Source organism: Streptomyces sp. NPDC037013 (assembly GCF_055607265.1).
Window position 1 is genome coordinate 358043 of the sequence record NZ_JBVJRV010000009.1, and the last position, 17351, is coordinate 375393.

The following is a 17351-nucleotide window of genomic DNA, read 5'->3' on the forward strand; positions in this document are numbered from 1 at the left end:
CATGAAACAGGTGTGCGAGAGGCGTACGCGCAGATCGGAGGGCGACAGCAGTGGTCGACGACGCCGGTACCGGCGACCCGCCGGACGGGCTGACCGCCGCGGAGATCGGCATGTGGCAGGCCTTCCGCAACGGCAGCGTCTACGACCTGCGATCCGGCGATCCCGCCGTGGACGACCCGCACGGCGGCCACCCCTGGGGCCCCGAGCGCAGCGTGCGGGCGCGCATCGTGTGCTGGCTGCTGCTCGACGGACCGCCCGCGCTGGCCGGCCGGGTCTCCGCGCTGAAACTGGCGGGCGTGCAGATCACCGACGTACTCGATCTCGCGGGCGGCACCATCGGCCCGTACACCGAGATGAAGCACTGCCGGTTCGAGAAGGAGGTCCTGCTGCCCGAGGCGCGCTTCGCCACGCTGCGGCTCGTCGACTGCTCCATCCCGCGGATCGAGGCCGCCCGGCTGCACACCGAGGGCGACCTGCACCTGCCCCGCTGCCGGGTGCACAACGGCATCCGCCTCACCGACGCCCACATCGGCACCGACCTGCTGCTGAACCAGGCCGTGGTCTACCGCGACCGGCGCAGCCGCTCCATCACCGGCGACGGCCTCACCGTCGGCCAGGACCTGCAGGCCGAGCTGATGGAGTCGCACGGCGAGCTGAGCCTGCGCGGCGCGAAGATCGGCGTCTCGCTCAGCCTGCGCGGCAGCAAGCTCATCAACCAGTACGGGCGGCACGCCCTCAACGCCCCGCAGCTGACCGTCGAGCGCACCCTGTATCTGACCCCCGCCGCCGTCGGCAATCCGCCGCAGACCAGCGGCACGACGCCCGCCCGCGGCACCCGCGTGCAGCGCTTCGAGTGCGAGGGCGGCATCCGCCTGGACGACGGCCGCTTCGGCGACGCCATCGACCTCGCGCAGGCCCGCTTCACGCTCCAGAACGACCAGGAGCTCTCGCTGCGCCGCGTCCAGACGCCCGAGCTGCGCTTCCTCGGCGAGCCGCCGCTGCGCGGCAAGGTCGTGCTCTCCGGCGTCAAGGTGGTCAACCTCATCGACCGGGCGACGAGCTGGCCGGGCCCCGGCGGCCTCCAGATGGGCGGCTTCACCTACGAGAACCTCGTGCCCGTCGGCAGCTTCCCGCTCGCCCGGCGGCTGAGCTGGGTGGCGGCCGCGACCGCCGAATACAACCCCGAACCGTACGAGAAGCTCGCCGCCGTGCTGCGCGGCAGCGGCGAGGACGCCGACGCCCGCGAGGTCCTCCTCGCCAAGCAGCGCCGGCGCCGCGAGACGCTGCCGCTGGCGGCGAAGCTGTGGGGGTACGCCCAGGACTGGACCGTCGCCTACGGCTACCGGCCGGGGCGCGCGGCGGTCTGGATGGCGGTGCTCTGGGCGGTCAGCGCGGTGATCTTCTCGCGTGCCGACCCGCCGGCGATCAAGGCGGACGAGCACCCGGACTGGGACCCGGCCCTGTTCTCCCTCGACCTGCTGCTGCCCGTCATCAACCTCGGCCAGGACACCTACTGGCAGCTCAGCGGCGGCTGGCAGTGGTTCTCGACCGCCCTGATCCTGCTCGGCTGGGTCCTGGCCACGACGGTCGCGGCGGGCGCCACCCGGCTCCTGCGGCGGAGCTGAACGGCGGCCGTCGGCCGAACCGTTACGCAACGGCGGGCAACCTTCCCCCGCCGCGGACCGTCATCCCTGCGACCAACGAAAGAGCAACCACGACGGTGACCGGCGGGCCCGCGCGAGCGGCGCCGGTTGAGGCGCAAAGGAGGGCACGGTGCTGCGTGCCTTCATCCGTACCGCCCGCATGGTCCGGCACACCCCGCGGCTGGCCGCCGGGCTGCCGCCGGACGACGAGGTGCTCCTCGACGTGCCCGACGAACGGCTCGCCCCCGCACTGGTCGCCGCCGGACGCGGCGACTACGGCCCGGCGGCGAAGCTCCTCGCCACCACCCGCGAGGCCGCCGAGTGGGAGAACCGCGACCGCTACACCACGCGCCTCGCCGCGTTCGCCCGCTCCCGCCCCGAGTGGTTCGACGACTGGCTGAGCGCCTGCCCGCACGACGCCGATGCCCTGCTCGTCAAGGCCGAGCTCGCCGTCGTGCGCGGCTGGGAGTCGCCGGCCCGCGCCGAGCTGCTGCGCGAGGCTGGCCCGCTGCTCACCGCGGCCGCCGAGGCCGACCCGCGCGACCCGGTGCCCTGGCGGATCGCGCTCGACCACGCCCGCGGCACCCACGCCTCGCACACCGTCTTCGAACAGCTGTGGGGGGAGGCCGTGCGCCGCTCCTCGTACCACTACGGCTGCCACGCCTCCGCCCTGCAGTACCTGTCGGCCGCCTGGTACGGCTCGCACCGCGAGTGCTTCGACTTCGCCGAGCGCGCCGCGGCCGACGCGCTGCCCGGCTCGCTGATCCAGGTCCTCCCGGCCCGCGCCGCCTTCGCCTACCTCACCAGCCCCACCCACTCCACGGGGCTGCCGCGCGAGCGCCTGGACGCGGCGGCCGACCTCGCGATCGGGCTCTCCCAGGAGTACGGGGCCGGGGACCCCTGGCCCGCCGAGGTCCGCAACCTCCTCACGTACGTCCTGGTCCGCCTGGAGCGCTGGACGGACGCCCTGGAGCAGCTGCGCCTGATCGGGCCGTACGCGACCTCCTTCCCCTGGGACCGGATGGCCGACGATCCGCTCGGCCAGTTCCTGGAACTGCGCGACGGCGTACGCATCGAAGTGGCCTCGATGACGCCGCTGCGCACTCCGCGCGATCCCGACCGCTCCGGCGAGCATTAGGCTTGCCGGTCGTGACCACCCGGCTTCCGCTCTTTCCGCTCAACTCGGTGCTGTTTCCCGGCCTCGTACTGCCGCTGAACGTCTTCGAGGAGCGATATCGCGCCATGATGCGCGAGCTGCTCAAGACCCCAGAGGAGGAGCAGCGCCAGTTCGCCGTCGTCGCCATCCGCGACGGCCTCGAGGTGGCGCCCAGCGCCCCCGGCCTCCCCGACCCGACGGCGGTGCCCGAGCACGGGCCCACCGCGGGGTTCGGCGACGACCCGCTCAAGGCCTTCCACACCATGGGCTGTGTGGCGGACGCGGCGACCATCAGGGAGCGCGCCGACGGCGGCTTCGAGGTCCTCGCGACCGGCACCACCCGGGTCCGGATCCATGCGGTCGACACCTCCGGGCCCTTCCTCACCGCCGAGGTCGAGGAGGTGCCCGACGAGCCCGGCGACGGCGCGGGCACCCTGGCCGAGGGGGTGCTGCGCGCCTTCCGCTCGTACCAGAAGCGGCTGGCGGGGGCGCGGGAGCGCTCGCTGTCGACGGGGGCCGAGCTGCCCGACGACCCGTCCGTGGTGTCGTATCTGGTCGCCGCGGCGGCCGTCCTGGACACCGGCACCAAGCAGCGGCTCCTGGAGGCCCCGGACACCGCGTCGCGGCTGCGCGACGAGCTGACGCTGCTGCGCTCCGAGACCGCGATCATCCGCAACCTGCCCTCGCTGCCCGCGACGGAACTGACGCGCGGGACCACCAGCCTGAACTGACGGCCGAAACCGACGTAAGGCACGAGCACCTTGGCGAAGAAACAGAAGAAGCAGGCGGGAGGTACGCCCGCGACGGTCGCCCTCACCGCCGCCGGCACGTCCTTCACCGTCCACGCGTACGAGCACGACCCGTCCCACCCCTCGTACGGCGAGGAGGCCGCCGAGGCCATGGGCGTCTCCCCCGACCGGGTCTTCAAGACGCTGGTGGCCGACGTCGACGGCGAGCTGACCGTGGCCGTCGTCCCCGTCGCGGGCTCCCTCGACCTGAAGGCGCTGGCCGCCGCGGTCTCCGGCAAACGCGCCGTGATGGCCGACCCGGCCGCCGCCGAGCGCACCACGGGCTATGTGCGGGGCGGCATCTCCCCGCTCGGCCAGCGCAAGCGGCTGCGCACCGTCCTGGACGACTCGGCGTCGGCGCACGCCACGATCTGCGTCTCGGCGGGCCGCCGCGGCCTGGAGGTCGAGCTGGCGCCGGGCGATCTGGCGGAGCTCACCGGCGCGGTGCTCGCGCCGATCGGCCGCGCCTGAGGCGGGCGGCCCCGCCGGGGACGGCGGACGGCCACGTCGACGTGAAAGCGCCCTCGACACCGGTCCCGCCCGGGACTAGTACCGAGGGCATGTCGAAGAAGACGCGCATGCGCAAGTGGCGGGCGAAGAAGCGCAAGGCCAACCACGGCAGGCGTCCCGCTTAGGGGACGGCCTCAGAAACCCATTCCCTCGGGACGGCCGTCGCCACGGGGCCCCTCGTGGTGCTGTGCGGCATAGGGCGCCGGATACGGCTCCGGGTCCCGCGGACCGAACAGCGCGGTGAGGCCGAGGTGCACGGCGAGCGCGGCCACCGGCCAGGCGAGGAGCGTGCCCTTGGCCTTCAGTTCGAGCGGCGCGCTGAAGACGACGCCCTTGCCGACGGCCTTGGCGTGCGCCACCACGTCCGTGTCCGGGCCGAGAATGATGCCGACCCGCCACGCGAGGAGCGCGCCGAGCAGGCCGCCGAGGCCGAGCCCGACGACGATCGGGACGCCCCCGCGCCTGCGCAGCAGGAAGACGACGATGCCGCTGACGAGCCCGAAGGCGAGCGCCAGCAGGGTGAACGTGCCGTCCACGCCCATGGCCTGCTCACCCTCGGTGTCGTTGAGGTACACCGTGCCGCCGTCGGAGATGAGCGGCACCCGCGGCGCGAGCCCCACCCACAACCCGCCGAGCAGCAGGCCGCTGACGGCGACCACGACCAGGATGACCACGGAGTGCAGCACTTCGGTCTTCATGCCGGGACCGTCCTCCTCGTACCCTCGGGGAGCCGTCGCTCCCCACGGCTGCGCGGGTGCCTGCCAGGGGTCGTGCGGGGGTTGGTGGTGCGGCGGTTGGGAGGGTGTCAGCGGTGCGGTCACCCCCACATCGTGCCAGCACTCCCTGTGCGGCGCGTCATCGGACGGCTGCCCGGCGGAACGCCCAGGTGGCGACGGCGAGCGAGACCACGCCGACGCCGGCGCAGACCGCGAGGTCGAGGGCGACCACACCCCACTCCGGGTCCGGCCCGAACGTACGGGCGAAGGCCTCCACGCCGTACGTCGAGGGCAGCAGGTCGCGGGCCCACTGCAGCACCGCGGGCATCCGGTCGGCCGGCAGCACGCCGAGCAGCAGCGCCGCCGACATGCCCATCTGGCCGAGGAGGGTGGCCAGTTCGGGCCGGGGCGCGAGCAGCCCGAGGGCGGCGCCGAGCCCGGCCAGGGCGGCGCCGGCGAGCGGGATCACCGCGACGAGCACCCAAAGGTGGGTGAAGGGCAGCCCGAAGAGCCCGCAGCCGACGATCGCCGTGACGAAGGTGCCGGGCACCGTGAAGGAGGCGTACGCGGCCGCGGCACCCAGCACCACGGCGGCGGGCGGCACGGGCAGCGTGGCGTAGTGGTCGAGCCCTCCGTCGGAGCGGAGCTGCCCGAAGTACTGCGCGAGGAGGTTGAGCGCGACGAACGCGACGACGAGCACCGAGGAGCCGGCGACGACGGCCCGCGCCTCACCGCCCCCGTCGACGACACCGCGCATCAGGATCATGATCCCGACGGACTGGAAGGTCGCCACGAACAGCAGCGGTATCCGCGCGACCCGGGCCCGGGACAGCTGGGCCCGGTAGACGGCCGAGAGCGCGGGAAAGAGCCGCGCGGCCGGGCCGAGCGGCGCGGGGCCGTCCTCCTCCCGCTCCGCGCGGGCGCCGTCGGCCCGCACAGCGGCTTCCAAGGGAACCGCACTCACCGAACGCCCCTCCTGCTCCGATAGGTCTCTGCCGGCTCGCCGCCCGGCCCGGTCCGGCGGGGCGGGCACGTGGTGCCGCTCATGACTTCACCAGCCCCCGGCCGCTCCCGCCGAGCGCGAGGTAGACGTCCTCCAGGCTGGGCGTGGCCAGCGTGAAGTCGTCCAGCGCGGCGAAGGCGGCTCCGCCCGTGACGGCCGCCACCGCGGCCCGCGCCTCGTCGGGCGCCAGCCGCAGCGACCAGCGCCGTCCCGACTCCACGGCGCTGGAGGCGAGCGCGGCGACCTCGGGGACGTCCATCGGGGCCCGTTCCCGCCACACCAGCTCCACCCGTACCTCGTCGGCGACCTGCTCCTTGAGCCCGGCCGGGGTGTCGCAGGCGATGACCTTGCCCCGGTCGAGCACGGCGACCCGGTCGAGGACGGTCTCGGCCTCGATGACGTTGTGCGTGACCAGGACGACGGTCGCCCCGTGCTCGGCCCTGCGCCGGTCGATGGCCGCCCAGACGGCCCGCCGGGCCACCGGGTCCATGCCGGTGGTCGGCTCGTCCAGGACGAGCAGCTGCCGCTCGGCCACCAGCGCGGTGGCGAAGCAGGCGAGCCGCCGCTGCCCGCCGGACAGTTTCTTCAGCGGCCGCGTGGACAGCTCCGTGAGCCCGAGCTCCTGGAGGACCGCGTCCCGCTCGGCCCGGGCCCGCGGCACGTCGAGCCCGCGCAGCCGCCCGGTCGTCTCGACGGCGAGCGAGACGGTCAGTTCATCGAGAGCGGTGGACTCCTGCCCCAGGTACGCGAGGATGCGGGCGGCCCGCTCGGGGTGACGCACGATGTCGTGACCGAGGATCTCGACGCTCCCGCCGTCGGGCCGCATCAGGCCGGTCAGCTGGCGTACGAGGGTGGATTTGCCGGCGCCGTTGGGTCCGAGCAGGCCGAAGATCTCGCCGCGTCTGACCGTCAGGCTGATCCCGTCGGTGGCGCGCACCTCGGGGGTGGCGGGCCTGCCGCGCCGGGCGCGGGCGGCGGGATAGGTCTTGACCAGGTCGCGCACCGTGCAGACGGCGTCGCTGCCGTGTTCCTTGCGGAGTCCCTGTCGGGCTGCCGGTGCCGGGCGCGTACTCACGAAGGACGAGCCTACGGGGTCGGACGCCGCGTGTGGCGTCCGGGGCGCCCCGTACGTCCGGTGTCAGTCACCGGCGCGGTCGCCCGCGGGCGCGTGCTCGGCGGCCGTCCGTACGTCGATCTCCCGCCAGAAACCCGCCCTGATCGCATACCGGTCGTGCTCGTCGATCTGGTCGTCCTTGTGGGCGAGCAGGCCGAAACGGGCCGCGTAGCGCAGGAGCTCTCCGTCGATGCGGTGCGGGATGCGCGGGTACATCGTCGACAGCTTCTGGAGGTTGTGCTGTTCCGGCAGGCGCGCCATCCAGCGTCGCGCGAACACCTGTCCGACCTCGTAGGGGTCGCCGCCGACGGTGGTGATGTCCTCCTCGCGGTCGGCCCAGCGCTGCTCGGCCGTGGTCAGCTGGGCGAGGGTCGGCAGGGCGGCCGCCTCGGGCCCCTCGGCCGCGCCGCCGGGCCGCTCGACCCAGCCCTTGTCGGAGGACCAGCGCAGCGTGGCGTTGGTGGGGTGCTGCGCGGCCTGGGGGCCGGGGGCGCGCAGGGCCGCCAGGTCCTTGGGGGTGGGCACGCCCTTGGCGGTGGCGATGCGGTGCTCCCCGGCGTGCTCGGTGCCCTGCCGGCCGTTGGCCGCGGGCTCGGCGTGCCGTTCCGGGGACTCCGCCTCGGCGTGCTGGGCCGCGGCGGCGAGCGCGGACTCGGGCAGCGGCGCGGAGAGGATCGCGGCGATCTCGGGGCGCGGGGCGGCCGGCGGCGCGCAGATGCCGGTGAGCTCCCTGGGGCGGACGGCCTTGGTGATCCAGGCCCGGTCGAGCACGCGCCGCTCGTCGGCCTCGGCGACGAGGTCCTCGGACTGGTTGTAGTCCCCGTCGGCGGCCTGCACGGCCCACAGGTGGACGGCGACGCCGTGCTCCTTGGCGGCCATCATGCCGGGCAGCAGGTCGCCGTCGCCGGTGACGAGCACGACGTCGGAACAGGCGCGGTTGCGGGCCAGCTCGGTCAGCTCGGCGTGCATCGCGGCGTCCACGCCCTTCTGGGCCCACCGGCCGTCGCTGCGGGTCAGGGCGCCGAGGCGGACCGTCACGCGGGGCATGACGCGCAGCCGCCGGTGCTCGGGCTGCGGCACGCGGTCGGGGGCGCCGTCGAACCAGTAGATGCGCAGCAGGGGGCGCTCGGTGTCCGCCTCCGCGCGCTCGCGCAGCCCCTGGATCAGGGCGGCGTGATCGACGGTGATCCGGGACCTGGACGGTTCGCCCGCGAGGAGACTCGCGGCGGCACCCAGCAGATACCCGGCGTCCACCAGGACGATGCAGCGATCCACGCGGTCCACCCTCTTTCCCTGGAGGTTCCCTGGCGTGCCTGGAGGTTCCAGGACAGTGCTACGTGCCTGGAGTTTCCCGGACAGTGCCCGGAGGTCTCTGGACGTTCCCTCGAAGTCCCACGAAGACACCCTGTGAGGAGAACGAATCAGGGGTGCGGGTCCGCGTCGGGTTCCCTTCGAGTCTGCCCGACCGGGCGAAGGTTAACGGCCGGAACTCGATCTTCGGCGTGGCGCATCGGAGGATCGCCCGCCGACAGGCCTTATTACGCACGGTAATTCTCCGAAATGCGCACTGTGTCGCCATATGTGAATCTGGTCGCGTCTGGCCCCCAGGTCCCCCTCAGGAGGAAGATCACCATGGCCAAGAACAAAAACCGCAAGCAGGGCAGCCCGCAGGAGCGCGCCTCGCAGGCCGAGCAGGCGCAGGAGCAGGCCAAGTCGGCCGCGACGGAGGCCCAGACGGGCATGCAGTCGCAGGCTCAGGGCAGCCCGGCGGATGTTGCCCGTAAGCACCAGCGTCGCTTCGGCCACAACTGACGCGTATCCAGGCACACCTGAGGGGCGCACCCATGGCGGGTGCGCCCCTTGCGGCGCGCGTCGGACAGAGGCGGGTCAGCCGGCCAGGCAGGACGGGCCGAGCAGCACCTTCAGATCGCCGAAGAGGGCCGGGTCCGGCTTCACGCGGTGCCGGTCGAGCCGCAGCACGGTGGTCTTCTGCGCCCCCTGGAGCTTGATCCGCACCTCGCTGTTGCCCCGGTGGTGGCTGAGCACCTCGCCGAGCCGGTGGACCATCGGCGGGCTCACCTTGACGGTCGGGATGGTGATGATCACCGGGGCGTTGGTGCCCGCGTTCGACAGGTCGGGGACCTGGAGCTCCATGGCGACGAGCCGGGGCACGTCCTCGCGCTTGTCGAGGCGGCCCTTGACGAAGACCACGGCGTCCTCGACCAGTTGGGTCGAGACCAGCTGGTACGTCGCGGGGAAGAACATGCACTCGATCGAACCGGCGAGGTCCTCGACCGTGGCGATCGCCCAGGCGTTGCCCTGCTTGGTCATCTTGCGCTGGAGGCCGGAGATGATGCCGCCGATGGTGACGACCGAGCCGTCGGAGAAGTCACCGCCGGTGAGCTGGCCGATGCCCGCGTCCGCCTTGTCGGAGAGGACGTGCTCCAGGCCGAAGAGCGGGTGGTCGGAGACGTACAGACCGAGCATCTCCCGCTCCTGGGCGAGCAGATACGTCTTCTCCCACTCGTCGGTCGAGAACTCCACGTCGAGCCCGAAGCCCGGCTCGTCGCCCCCGGACTCGTCGCCCATCCCGCCGAAGAGGTCGAACTGTCCCTCGGCCTCCTTGCGCTTGACCGCCACCACGTTGTCGATCATCGGTTCGTACTGCGCGGTCAGGCCCTTGCGGGTGTGCCCCATCGTGTCGAAGGCGCCCGCCTTGATGAGCGATTCCGTGGTGCGCTTGTTGCAGGCGGTGGCCTCGACCTTGTCGAGATAGTCGGGGAAGGAGGTGAACTTCCCCTTGGCCTTGCGCGAGCGGATGATCGACTCCACCACGTTCGTGCCGACGTTGCGGACGGCCTCCAGGCCGAAGAGGATCACGTCGTCGCCCTGGGCGGCGAAGTTGTGGACGGACTCGTTCACGTTCGGCGGGAGGACCTTGATGCCCATGCGCCGGCACTCGTTGAGGTAGACGGCCGACTTGTCCTTGTCGTCCTTGACCGAGGTGAGCAGCGCGGCCATGTACTCGGCCGGGTAGTTCGCCTTCAGGTAGGCGGTCCAGTAGGTGACCAGGCCGTACGCGGAGGAGTGCGCCTTGTTGAAGGCGTAGCCGGCGAAGGGGACCAGGACGTCCCACAGGGCCTGGATCGCGGCGTCCGAGTAGCCGTTCTTCCGGGCGCCCGCCTGGAAGAGGACGAAGTTCTTCTCCAGCTCCTCGGGCTTCTTCTTGCCCATCACGCGGCGCAGGATGTCGGCTTCGCCGAGGGAGTAGCCCGCGACGATCTGGGCGGCCTTCTGCACCTGCTCCTGGTACACGATGAGGCCGTAGGTGAGGCCGAGCGTCTCCTTCAGGGGCTCTTCGAGCTCCGGGTGGATCGGCGTGATCTCCTGGCGGCCGTTCTTGCGCTCGGCGTAGTTCGTGTGCGAGTTCATGCCCATCGGGCCCGGCCGGTACAGGGCCGAGACGGCGGAAATGTCCTCGAAGTTGTCGGGCTGCATCTGGCGCAGCAGCGAGCGCATCGGACCGCCGTCGAACTGGAAGACGCCGAGCGTCTCACCGCGGCAGAGCAGTTCGAAGGTCTTCGGGTCGTCGAGCGGGAGCGAGAGCATCTCCAGGTCGACGCCCTTGTTGGCCCGCACCATCTTGACGGCGTCGTCCATGATGGTGAGGTTGCGCAGGCCCAGGAAGTCCATCTTGAGCAGGCCGAGCGACTCGCACTGGGGGTAGTCCCACTGCGTGATGGTCACGCCGTCGGTGTGCCGCGTCCAGAGCGGGGCGTGGTCCACGATCGGCTCGCTGGACATGATCACGCCGGCCGCGTGCACGCCCATCTGCCGGACCAGGCCCTCCACACCCTTGGCGGTGTCGATGACCTTCTTCACGTCCGGTTCGTTCTCGTACATCCCCCGGATCTCGCCCGCCTCGCTGTAGCGCGGGTGGCTGGGGTTGGTGATGCCGTCGAGGTCGATGCCCTTGCCCAGGACGTCGGCGGGCATGGCCTTGGTGAGGCGGTCGCCCATCGCGTACGGATATCCGAGCACGCGCGCGGAGTCCTTGATTGCGTTCTTCGCCTTGATCTTGCCGTACGTGCCGATCATGGCGACCTTGTCGGCGCCGTACTTCTCGGTCACGTACCTGATCACCTCGACGCGCCTGCGCTCGTCGAAGTCGATGTCGACATCGGGCATGGAGACGCGCTCGGGGTTGAGGAACCGCTCGAAGATCAGGCCGTGCGTGATCGGGTCGAGGTCGGTGATGCCCATGGCGTACGCGACGATCGAGCCGGCCGCGGAGCCTCGGCCGGGGCCGACCGCGATGCCGTTGTTCTTGGCCCACATGATGAAGTCGGCGACGACGAGGAAGTACCCCGGGAACCCCATCTGGATGATGATGTCCATCTCGTACTCGGCCTGCTTCTGCCGGTCCTCGGGGACACCGCCGGGATAGCGGCGCTCCATGCCGCGGCGGACCTCCTCCTGGAACCAGGTGACCTCGGTGAAGCCCTCCGGGATGTCGAACTTCGGCATCAGGTCGCGCTTCTCGAACATCCCCGTGGTGTCGATCTGCTCGGCGACCAGGAGCGTGTTGCGGCAGCCCTCCTGCCAGGCGTCCGAGGAGTCGATCGCGTACATCTCGTCCGTGGACTTCAGGTAGTAGCCGGTGCCGTCGAAGCGGAAGCGGTCCGGGTCCGAGAGGTTCTTGCCGGTCTGGATGCAGAGCAGGGCGTCGTGGGCGGTCGACTCGTGGGCGTACGTGTAGTGCGAGTCGTTGGTCACCAGGGGCGGGATGCCGAGCTTCTTGCCGATCTCCAGGAGGCCGTCACGGACCCGGCGCTCGATCTCGATGCCGTGGTCCATCAGCTCCAGGAAGTACCTGTCCTTGCCGAAGATCTCCTGGTACTCCGCCGCCGACTTCAGGGCCTCGTCGAACTGGCCGAGACGCAGCCGCGTCTGCAGCTCGCCCGAGGGGCAGCCGGTGGAGGCGATCAGCCCCTCCGACCACTGCGAGATGGTCTCCTTGTCCATCCGGGGCCACTTCTGCAGCCAGCCCTCGGCGTAGGCGTCCGAGGAGAGCTTGAAGAGGTTGTGCAGGCCCTTCTGGTTCGCCGCCCAGATCGTTTTGTGGGTGTAACCACCCGAACCCGAGACGTCGTCGCGCTTCTGGTGCGGCTGTCCCCACTGGATCTTCCGCTTGTTCCGCCGCGACTCCGGCGCCACATACGCCTCGATGCCGATGATCGGCGTCACGCCCGCCTTCTGCGCCGAGTGGAAGAAGTCGTACGCACCGTGGAGGTTGCCGTGGTCGGACATCGCGATGTGCGTCATGCCCATCTCATTGCACGCGGCGAACATGTCCTTGAGCCGCGCGGCACCGTCGAGCAGCGAGTACTGGGTGTGCACGTGCAGGTGCGTGAAGGGCGGCTTGGTCACGGTGGAAGGCCTCCGGAGAACGCTGGGCTACAGGCTGCGGACAGTCTGGGGGGACAGCGTGGAAGTCTAATCCGGGGCACTGACAGGCGGCGGGCACTCGGGAGTACGGTCGAGCGTTGAAGGGGCGGAACATCTGTCCCGTCGGGGCGGCGCATCCGTCCGCCCCATGTCACGCACCACCCCGCACCAGGAGGCACCCAGCGATGTCGGTCCCGCAGCCCAGCGCTGAGCAGCGCGGCGAGCAGATCCTCGCCGTCTTCGACACCGCGTTCGGCGAGCTGCTCGCCGCGGACCCCGCGGCGTTCCGGGTGAAGTTCCGGAAGATGGCCGCCTCCGCCTTCGCGTTCTACCGCGGCACGGCCTGCCTCTTCTACGCCGACCAGGAGCGCGAGCAGCACGGCGGTCCCTACCTGGACGACCGCACCGGCCGGGTCTGGATCCACGGCGACCTGCACGCGGAGAACTTCGGCACGTACATGGACGCCCAGGGCCGCCTGATCTTCAACGTGAACGACTTCGACGAGGCGTACGTCGGCCCCTTCACCTGGGACCTGAAGCGCTTCGCCGCCTCCGTCGCCCTGATCGGCTACACCAAGGCCCTCGGCGACGAGCAGATCACCGGCCTGGTCCGCACCTATGCCGCGGCGTACCGCGAGCGCATCCACGACCTGGCGACGGGCGCCAAGAGCGACGAGGTGCCGCCCTTCACGCTGGACACCGCGCAGGGCCCCCTCCTGGACGCGCTGCGCGACGCCCGCTCCCTGACCCGCTTCGGCCTCCTCGACTCGATGACGGAGATCCGTGACTTCGAGCGCCGCTTCGCGCCGGGCGGCGGCTCCATCGAGCTCGACGCCGCCACGCGGTACAAGGTGCTCGCCGCCTTCGACGGCTATCTGGAGACGCTGCCGGAGTCCTCGCTCACCCGCCCCGACTCCTACCGCGTGAAGGACGTCGTCGGCCGTCGCGGCATCGGCATCGGCTCCGCGGGCCTGCCCTCGTACAACATCCTCCTCGAGGGCAACAGCGACGCCCTGGAGAACGACGTCGTGATCTACCTCAAGCAGGCGCAGACCCCCGCGGTCTCGCGGCACATCACGGACCCCGCGGTCCGCGGCTACTTCCAGCACGAGGGCCACCGCACGGTCATCTCGCAGCGCGCCCTCCAGGCGCACGCCGACCCGTGGCTGGGCTGGACCGAGCTGAACGGCACCGGCCAGCTGGTCGCCGAGGTGTCGCCGTACGCGGTGGACCTGGACTGGTCGGACATCGACGACCTGGAGGAGATCACCTCGGTCGTCGCCGACCTGGGCCGCGCCACCGCCACGATGCACGCGGCGGCGGACGACGAGAGCGGCCACTCGGACCTGGTGCCGTTCTCCACCGAGCGCGCCATCGACGCCGCCATCGCGGCGGACGAGGACGGTTTCCCGGAGCTGCTCGTGGACTTCGCGCACAGCTACGGGGCACGCGCGCGTGCGGACCACCAGATCTTCGTCGACCTGTTCCGCAACGGCCGGATCCCCGGCCTGTAGCCGTCCCCGGGGGCCGGTGGGGGCCGGGAGGCTCCCGGCCCCTTGGGGTACCCCTCACAGGAACCCATGGCACACTCCTCGGCGATGGACATATCCGGGACCCAGCTCAGAGCCGTGCGCGCGGCCCTCTTCACGGCGCTCGTCGTGACGCTGTCCGCCGCGTCGCACGTGCTGCTGTCCCATGTCCCCCTGCCGCTGACGACCGTCGCGGGGATCGCCGCCGCCGTCTACGTCATCGCGTACGCGACGGCGGGGCGCGAGCGCGGCTACGGACGCATCGCCGCCCTGCTCATCCCCCTCGAACTGGCCGCGGACACCGTGTTCACCGCGGGCCAGCACGTCTGTTACGGCGAGGCCGGCGGCCCCGTCGCGGGCCCGCTGCGCTCCGTCGGCTTCGACGTGCTCTGCGGCGGGGCGCCGGTCGGGACCCCGCTGGCCCGCATGACCTCCGAGGGGCACGGCGCCGCCGCACTGCTCGCCGACGCGGACCCGGGCGCCGCCTGGCTGCTGCTCGCCGCGCACGTCGGCGTGGGCCTGCTCGCGGCGGCCTGGCTGCGGCGCGGCGAGCGGGCCCTGGCCCAGCTGCTGCGGGCGGTCGCCGCGGCCACCTTCCGGCCGCTGCTGATCGCGGTCGCCGCCGTCGCCACGTCCCGTACGCCGGTACGCCGCCCGCCGCGCCCCGAGCGCCGGGTCCGTACGGCGCGCACGCGGCTGCTCGTGCACTTCGTGGGGCGGCGTGGACCGCCGTGCTCGGCCGTCCTCGCCTGAGCACAGCACCCCCCGCAGACACGTACACGGAGAACGATCATGAGCAAGCGCAACAGCCAGGCCGCCAAGTCCGCCGCCCGCGAGCGGATCCGCGCCCAGCAGGAAGCCGAGCGCAAGCGGGAGAAGCGCAAGCGGGCCGTCATCGTCGGCGTCTCCATCGTCGGCGTCCTCGCGATAGCCGGCGGTGTCGGCTACGCCGTCATGCAGTCCAACAAGCCCGGCTACTGGGAAGAGGCCAAGGACCGCAAGCTGGTCAAGCCCGCCAACACCGAGGGCACGAACGGCACCACGGTCGTCCTCGGCAAGGAGTCCGCGAAGAAGACCCTCAAGGTCTACGAGGACCCGCGCTGCCCGGTCTGCGCGGCGTTCGAGCAGACGGTCGGCCCCACCGTCGAGAAGGACCTGAAGGACGGCAAGTACAAGATCCAGTTCATCGGCGCCACCTTCCTCGACCAGAACATCCCGGGCGAGGGCTCCAGGAACGCCCTCAGCGCGCTCGGCGCGGCCCTGAACGTCAGCGACGACGCCTTCCTCGAGTACAAGAAGGCGCTCTTCTCGGCGAAGATCCACCCCTCGGAGCAGGACGACAAGTTCAAGGAGGACTCCTACCTCCTCAAGGCCGCCGACCAGGTGCCCGAGCTGAAGAAGAACAAGTCCTTCCAGAAGGACGTCAAGTCCGGGACGTACGACCGGTGGGCCCTGGAGATGTCGAAGAAGTTCGACGACAACAAGGACGGCGTCGAGGGCACGCCCTCCTTCGTCATGGACGGCAAGCAGCTGACCGGTCCCGGCTCGAAGAACGCGCCCAGCACGGTCAAGGACTACAAGACCGCGATCGACGCGGCCCTCAAGGGCTGACCCGGACGGACCGGCCGCAAGCGGACGGACCGGCACACAACACCGCGCGCGGACAAGGCGCGTGACGAAAGAGCGGGCGAACTCATCGCGTTCGCCCGCTCTTTGCGATTACCCCTCAGTAAGGTGATCGCCCGTGACCAGTCGATCGAACGCAGAGATATCCGCCGACTCCCTGACGCCGCGCCGCCGTACCGTCGTCAAGGCCGCGGCCGCCACCGCCGCGCTCGCCCCCTTCGCCGCGGTGCCCGCGCACGCCGCCGCGGGCCCCGCCTTCCACCACGGCGTCGCCTCGGGGGACCCGCTGCCCGACGGCGTGCTGCTGTGGACCCGCGTGACGCCCACCCCCGACGCCGTGCCCGGCTCCGGCGCGGGGCCCGACACCGAGGTGACGTGGGAGGTGGCCGAGGACAAGGGGTTCACGCGGATCGTCGCCCGCGGCAGCACCACCGCGCGGGCTGCTTCCGACCACACGGTCAAGGCCGATGTAAGGGGCTTGCGCCAGGCGACCACGTATTACTTCCGCTTCTCGGTGGGAGACGGTTCCCCGGTCCACTCCCCCGTGGGCCGCACCCGCACCGCCCCCGCGCACGACGCGTCCGTGCCGGGCATCCGCTTCGGCGTGGTCTCCTGCGCCAACTGGGAGGCGGGCCACTTCTCCCCCTACCGCCATCTCGCCGCCCGCACCGAGCTCGACGCGGTCCTGCACCTCGGCGACTACATCTACGAGTACAAGAGCGGCGAATACCCCGCCGCCGAGTACGTCGTACGGCCGCACGAGCCGGCCCACGAGATCACCACGCTCGCCGACTACCGCGTCCGGCACGGCGTCCACAAGACCGACCCCGACGCGCAGGCGATGCACGCCGCGCATCCGGTCATCGCGATGTGGGACGACCACGAGTTCGCCGACAACGCCTGGGCCGGCGGCGCCGTGAACCACACGGCGCAGACCGAGGGACCCTGGGCCCGGCGCATGGCGGCGGCCAAACAGGCGTACTTCGAGTGGATGCCAGTGCGCCCCTCCACCGAAGGCACCGTCTACCGCCGGCTGCGCTACGGCAGACTCGCCGATCTGCACCTGCTCGACCTGCGCTCCTTCCGCTCGGAGCAGGCGGGCACCGGCAGCGGCGCGGTGGACGACCCGGACCGCACCATCACCGGCCGGGCCCAGCTCGACTGGCTGAAGTCCGGGCTCGCCTCATCGGACGCGGCCTGGAAGCTGGTCGGCACCTCGGTGATGATCTCGCCGGTCGCCTTCGGCTCCCTGCCGGCCCACCTCCTCAAGCCCCTCGCGAAACTGCTCGGGCTGCCCGAGGAGGGCCTGGCCATCAACACCGACCAGTGGGACGGCTACACGGACGACCGCAAGGAGCTCATCGCCCACCTGCGCGACCAGAAGATCTCCGACACCGTCTTCCTGACCGGTGACATCCACATGGCGTGGGCGAACGACGTGCCGGTGCGGGCCGCCACGTACCCGCTCTCCCCCTCCGCCGCCACCGAGTTCGTGGTCACCTCGGTGAGCTCCGACAACATCGACGACATGCTGCACGTCGCCCCGCACACGGTCTCCCTGGTGGCGGCGGCCGCCATCAAGGCCGCCAACCGCCACGTGAAGTGGCTGGACATGGACTCGCACGGCTACGGGGTCCTCGACGTCACCGCCGAGCGCTCGCAGATGGACTACTACGCCGTCTCCGACCGGCGGGACCCCGGGGCGAGGTCGTCCTGGGTCCGCTCGTACCGCACGCTCAGCGGCACGCAGAAGGTCGAACGGGTGCACGAGCCCGTGCGCTGACGGGCCCGGCCCCCGGCCGCCCGCCCAGAGTCCGC

General features: G+C 71.6%; 13 protein-coding genes and 1 pseudogene. 9 read left to right on the plus strand and 5 right to left on the minus strand.

The genetic code is table 11. The features are described from left to right. Positions 1-110 precede the first annotated feature (110 nt). From ACZ7DY_RS32245 to ybaK, 4 genes are all read left to right on the plus strand, one after another. Positions 111-1625 carry an oxidoreductase gene (locus tag ACZ7DY_RS32245; protein ID WP_471141938.1) on the plus strand — a complete coding sequence of 505 codons (1515 nt, stop codon included), beginning with the start codon at positions 111-113 and terminating at the stop codon, positions 1623-1625. Between the two features lie 178 nt (positions 1626-1803). Then, a complete protein-coding gene (locus ACZ7DY_RS32250; RefSeq protein WP_471141940.1) occupies positions 1804-2781 on the plus strand; it encodes a hypothetical protein in 978 nt (325 codons plus the stop codon). A gap of 2 nt (positions 2782-2783) precedes the next feature. After that, a complete protein-coding gene (locus ACZ7DY_RS32255; protein WP_471141683.1) occupies positions 2784-3530 on the plus strand; it encodes an LON peptidase substrate-binding domain-containing protein in 747 nt (248 codons plus the stop codon). Between the two features lie 30 nt (positions 3531-3560). Beyond that, on the plus strand, positions 3561-4058 hold the full coding sequence (gene ybaK, locus ACZ7DY_RS32260) for a Cys-tRNA(Pro) deacylase (RefSeq protein WP_471141686.1): 498 nt from the start codon (positions 3561-3563) through the stop codon (positions 4056-4058). A 173-nt stretch (positions 4059-4231) separates the two neighbouring features. Here the strand turns inward: ybaK and ACZ7DY_RS32265 are convergent, their stop codons facing one another. The 4 genes and pseudogenes from ACZ7DY_RS32265 to ACZ7DY_RS32280 all read right to left on the minus strand — a co-directional run bounded on the left by ACZ7DY_RS32265 (position 4232) and on the right by ACZ7DY_RS32280 (position 8205). Next, the gene (locus ACZ7DY_RS32265; protein ID WP_471141688.1) at positions 4232-4918 is read right to left on the minus strand and encodes a DUF2567 domain-containing protein; all 687 of its coding nucleotides are present in this window, start codon (positions 4916-4918) and stop codon (positions 4232-4234) included. Positions 4919-4952: 34 nt separating this feature from the next. Next, positions 4953-5777, minus strand: coding sequence for an ABC transporter permease (locus ACZ7DY_RS32270; protein ID WP_471141691.1), 825 nt, complete (start codon positions 5775-5777; stop codon positions 4953-4955). A gap of 79 nt (positions 5778-5856) precedes the next feature. After that, positions 5857-6732: pseudogene (locus ACZ7DY_RS32275) on the minus strand (ABC transporter ATP-binding protein); the annotation flags it as partial. A 222-nt stretch (positions 6733-6954) separates the two neighbouring features. Further along, on the minus strand, positions 6955-8205 hold the full coding sequence (locus tag ACZ7DY_RS32280) for an NYN domain-containing protein (protein WP_471141694.1): 1251 nt from the start codon (positions 8203-8205) through the stop codon (positions 6955-6957). Between the two features lie 357 nt (positions 8206-8562). Between ACZ7DY_RS32280 and ACZ7DY_RS32285 the strand changes: the two genes are divergently transcribed. Then, positions 8563-8742: a hypothetical protein gene (locus ACZ7DY_RS32285; protein ID WP_471141697.1), complete on the plus strand. Its 180-nt coding sequence runs from the start codon at positions 8563-8565 to the stop codon at positions 8740-8742. Positions 8743-8817: 75 nt separating this feature from the next. Here ACZ7DY_RS32285 and dnaE read toward each other — a convergent pair whose 3' ends face one another. Then, on the minus strand, positions 8818-12360 hold the full coding sequence (dnaE, locus tag ACZ7DY_RS32290; protein WP_471141699.1) for a DNA polymerase III subunit alpha: 3543 nt from the start codon (positions 12358-12360) through the stop codon (positions 8818-8820). A gap of 203 nt (positions 12361-12563) precedes the next feature. Between dnaE and ACZ7DY_RS32295 the strand changes: the two genes are divergently transcribed. The 4 genes from ACZ7DY_RS32295 (at position 12564) to ACZ7DY_RS32310 (ending at position 17316) form a co-directional block, all read left to right on the plus strand. Then, on the plus strand, positions 12564-13892 hold the full coding sequence (locus tag ACZ7DY_RS32295; RefSeq protein WP_471141702.1) for a DUF2252 domain-containing protein: 1329 nt from the start codon (positions 12564-12566) through the stop codon (positions 13890-13892). An 84-nt stretch (positions 13893-13976) separates the two neighbouring features. Next, entirely contained in the window at positions 13977-14660 is a 684-nt protein-coding gene (locus ACZ7DY_RS32300; RefSeq protein ID WP_471141942.1) for a hypothetical protein, read from the plus strand. A gap of 39 nt (positions 14661-14699) precedes the next feature. Further along, the gene (locus ACZ7DY_RS32305) at positions 14700-15518 is read left to right on the plus strand and encodes a thioredoxin domain-containing protein (protein WP_471141705.1); all 819 of its coding nucleotides are present in this window, start codon (positions 14700-14702) and stop codon (positions 15516-15518) included. Between the two features lie 133 nt (positions 15519-15651). Next, the gene (locus ACZ7DY_RS32310) at positions 15652-17316 is read left to right on the plus strand and encodes an alkaline phosphatase D family protein (RefSeq protein WP_471141707.1); all 1665 of its coding nucleotides are present in this window, start codon (positions 15652-15654) and stop codon (positions 17314-17316) included. Positions 17317-17351 lie beyond the last annotated feature (35 nt).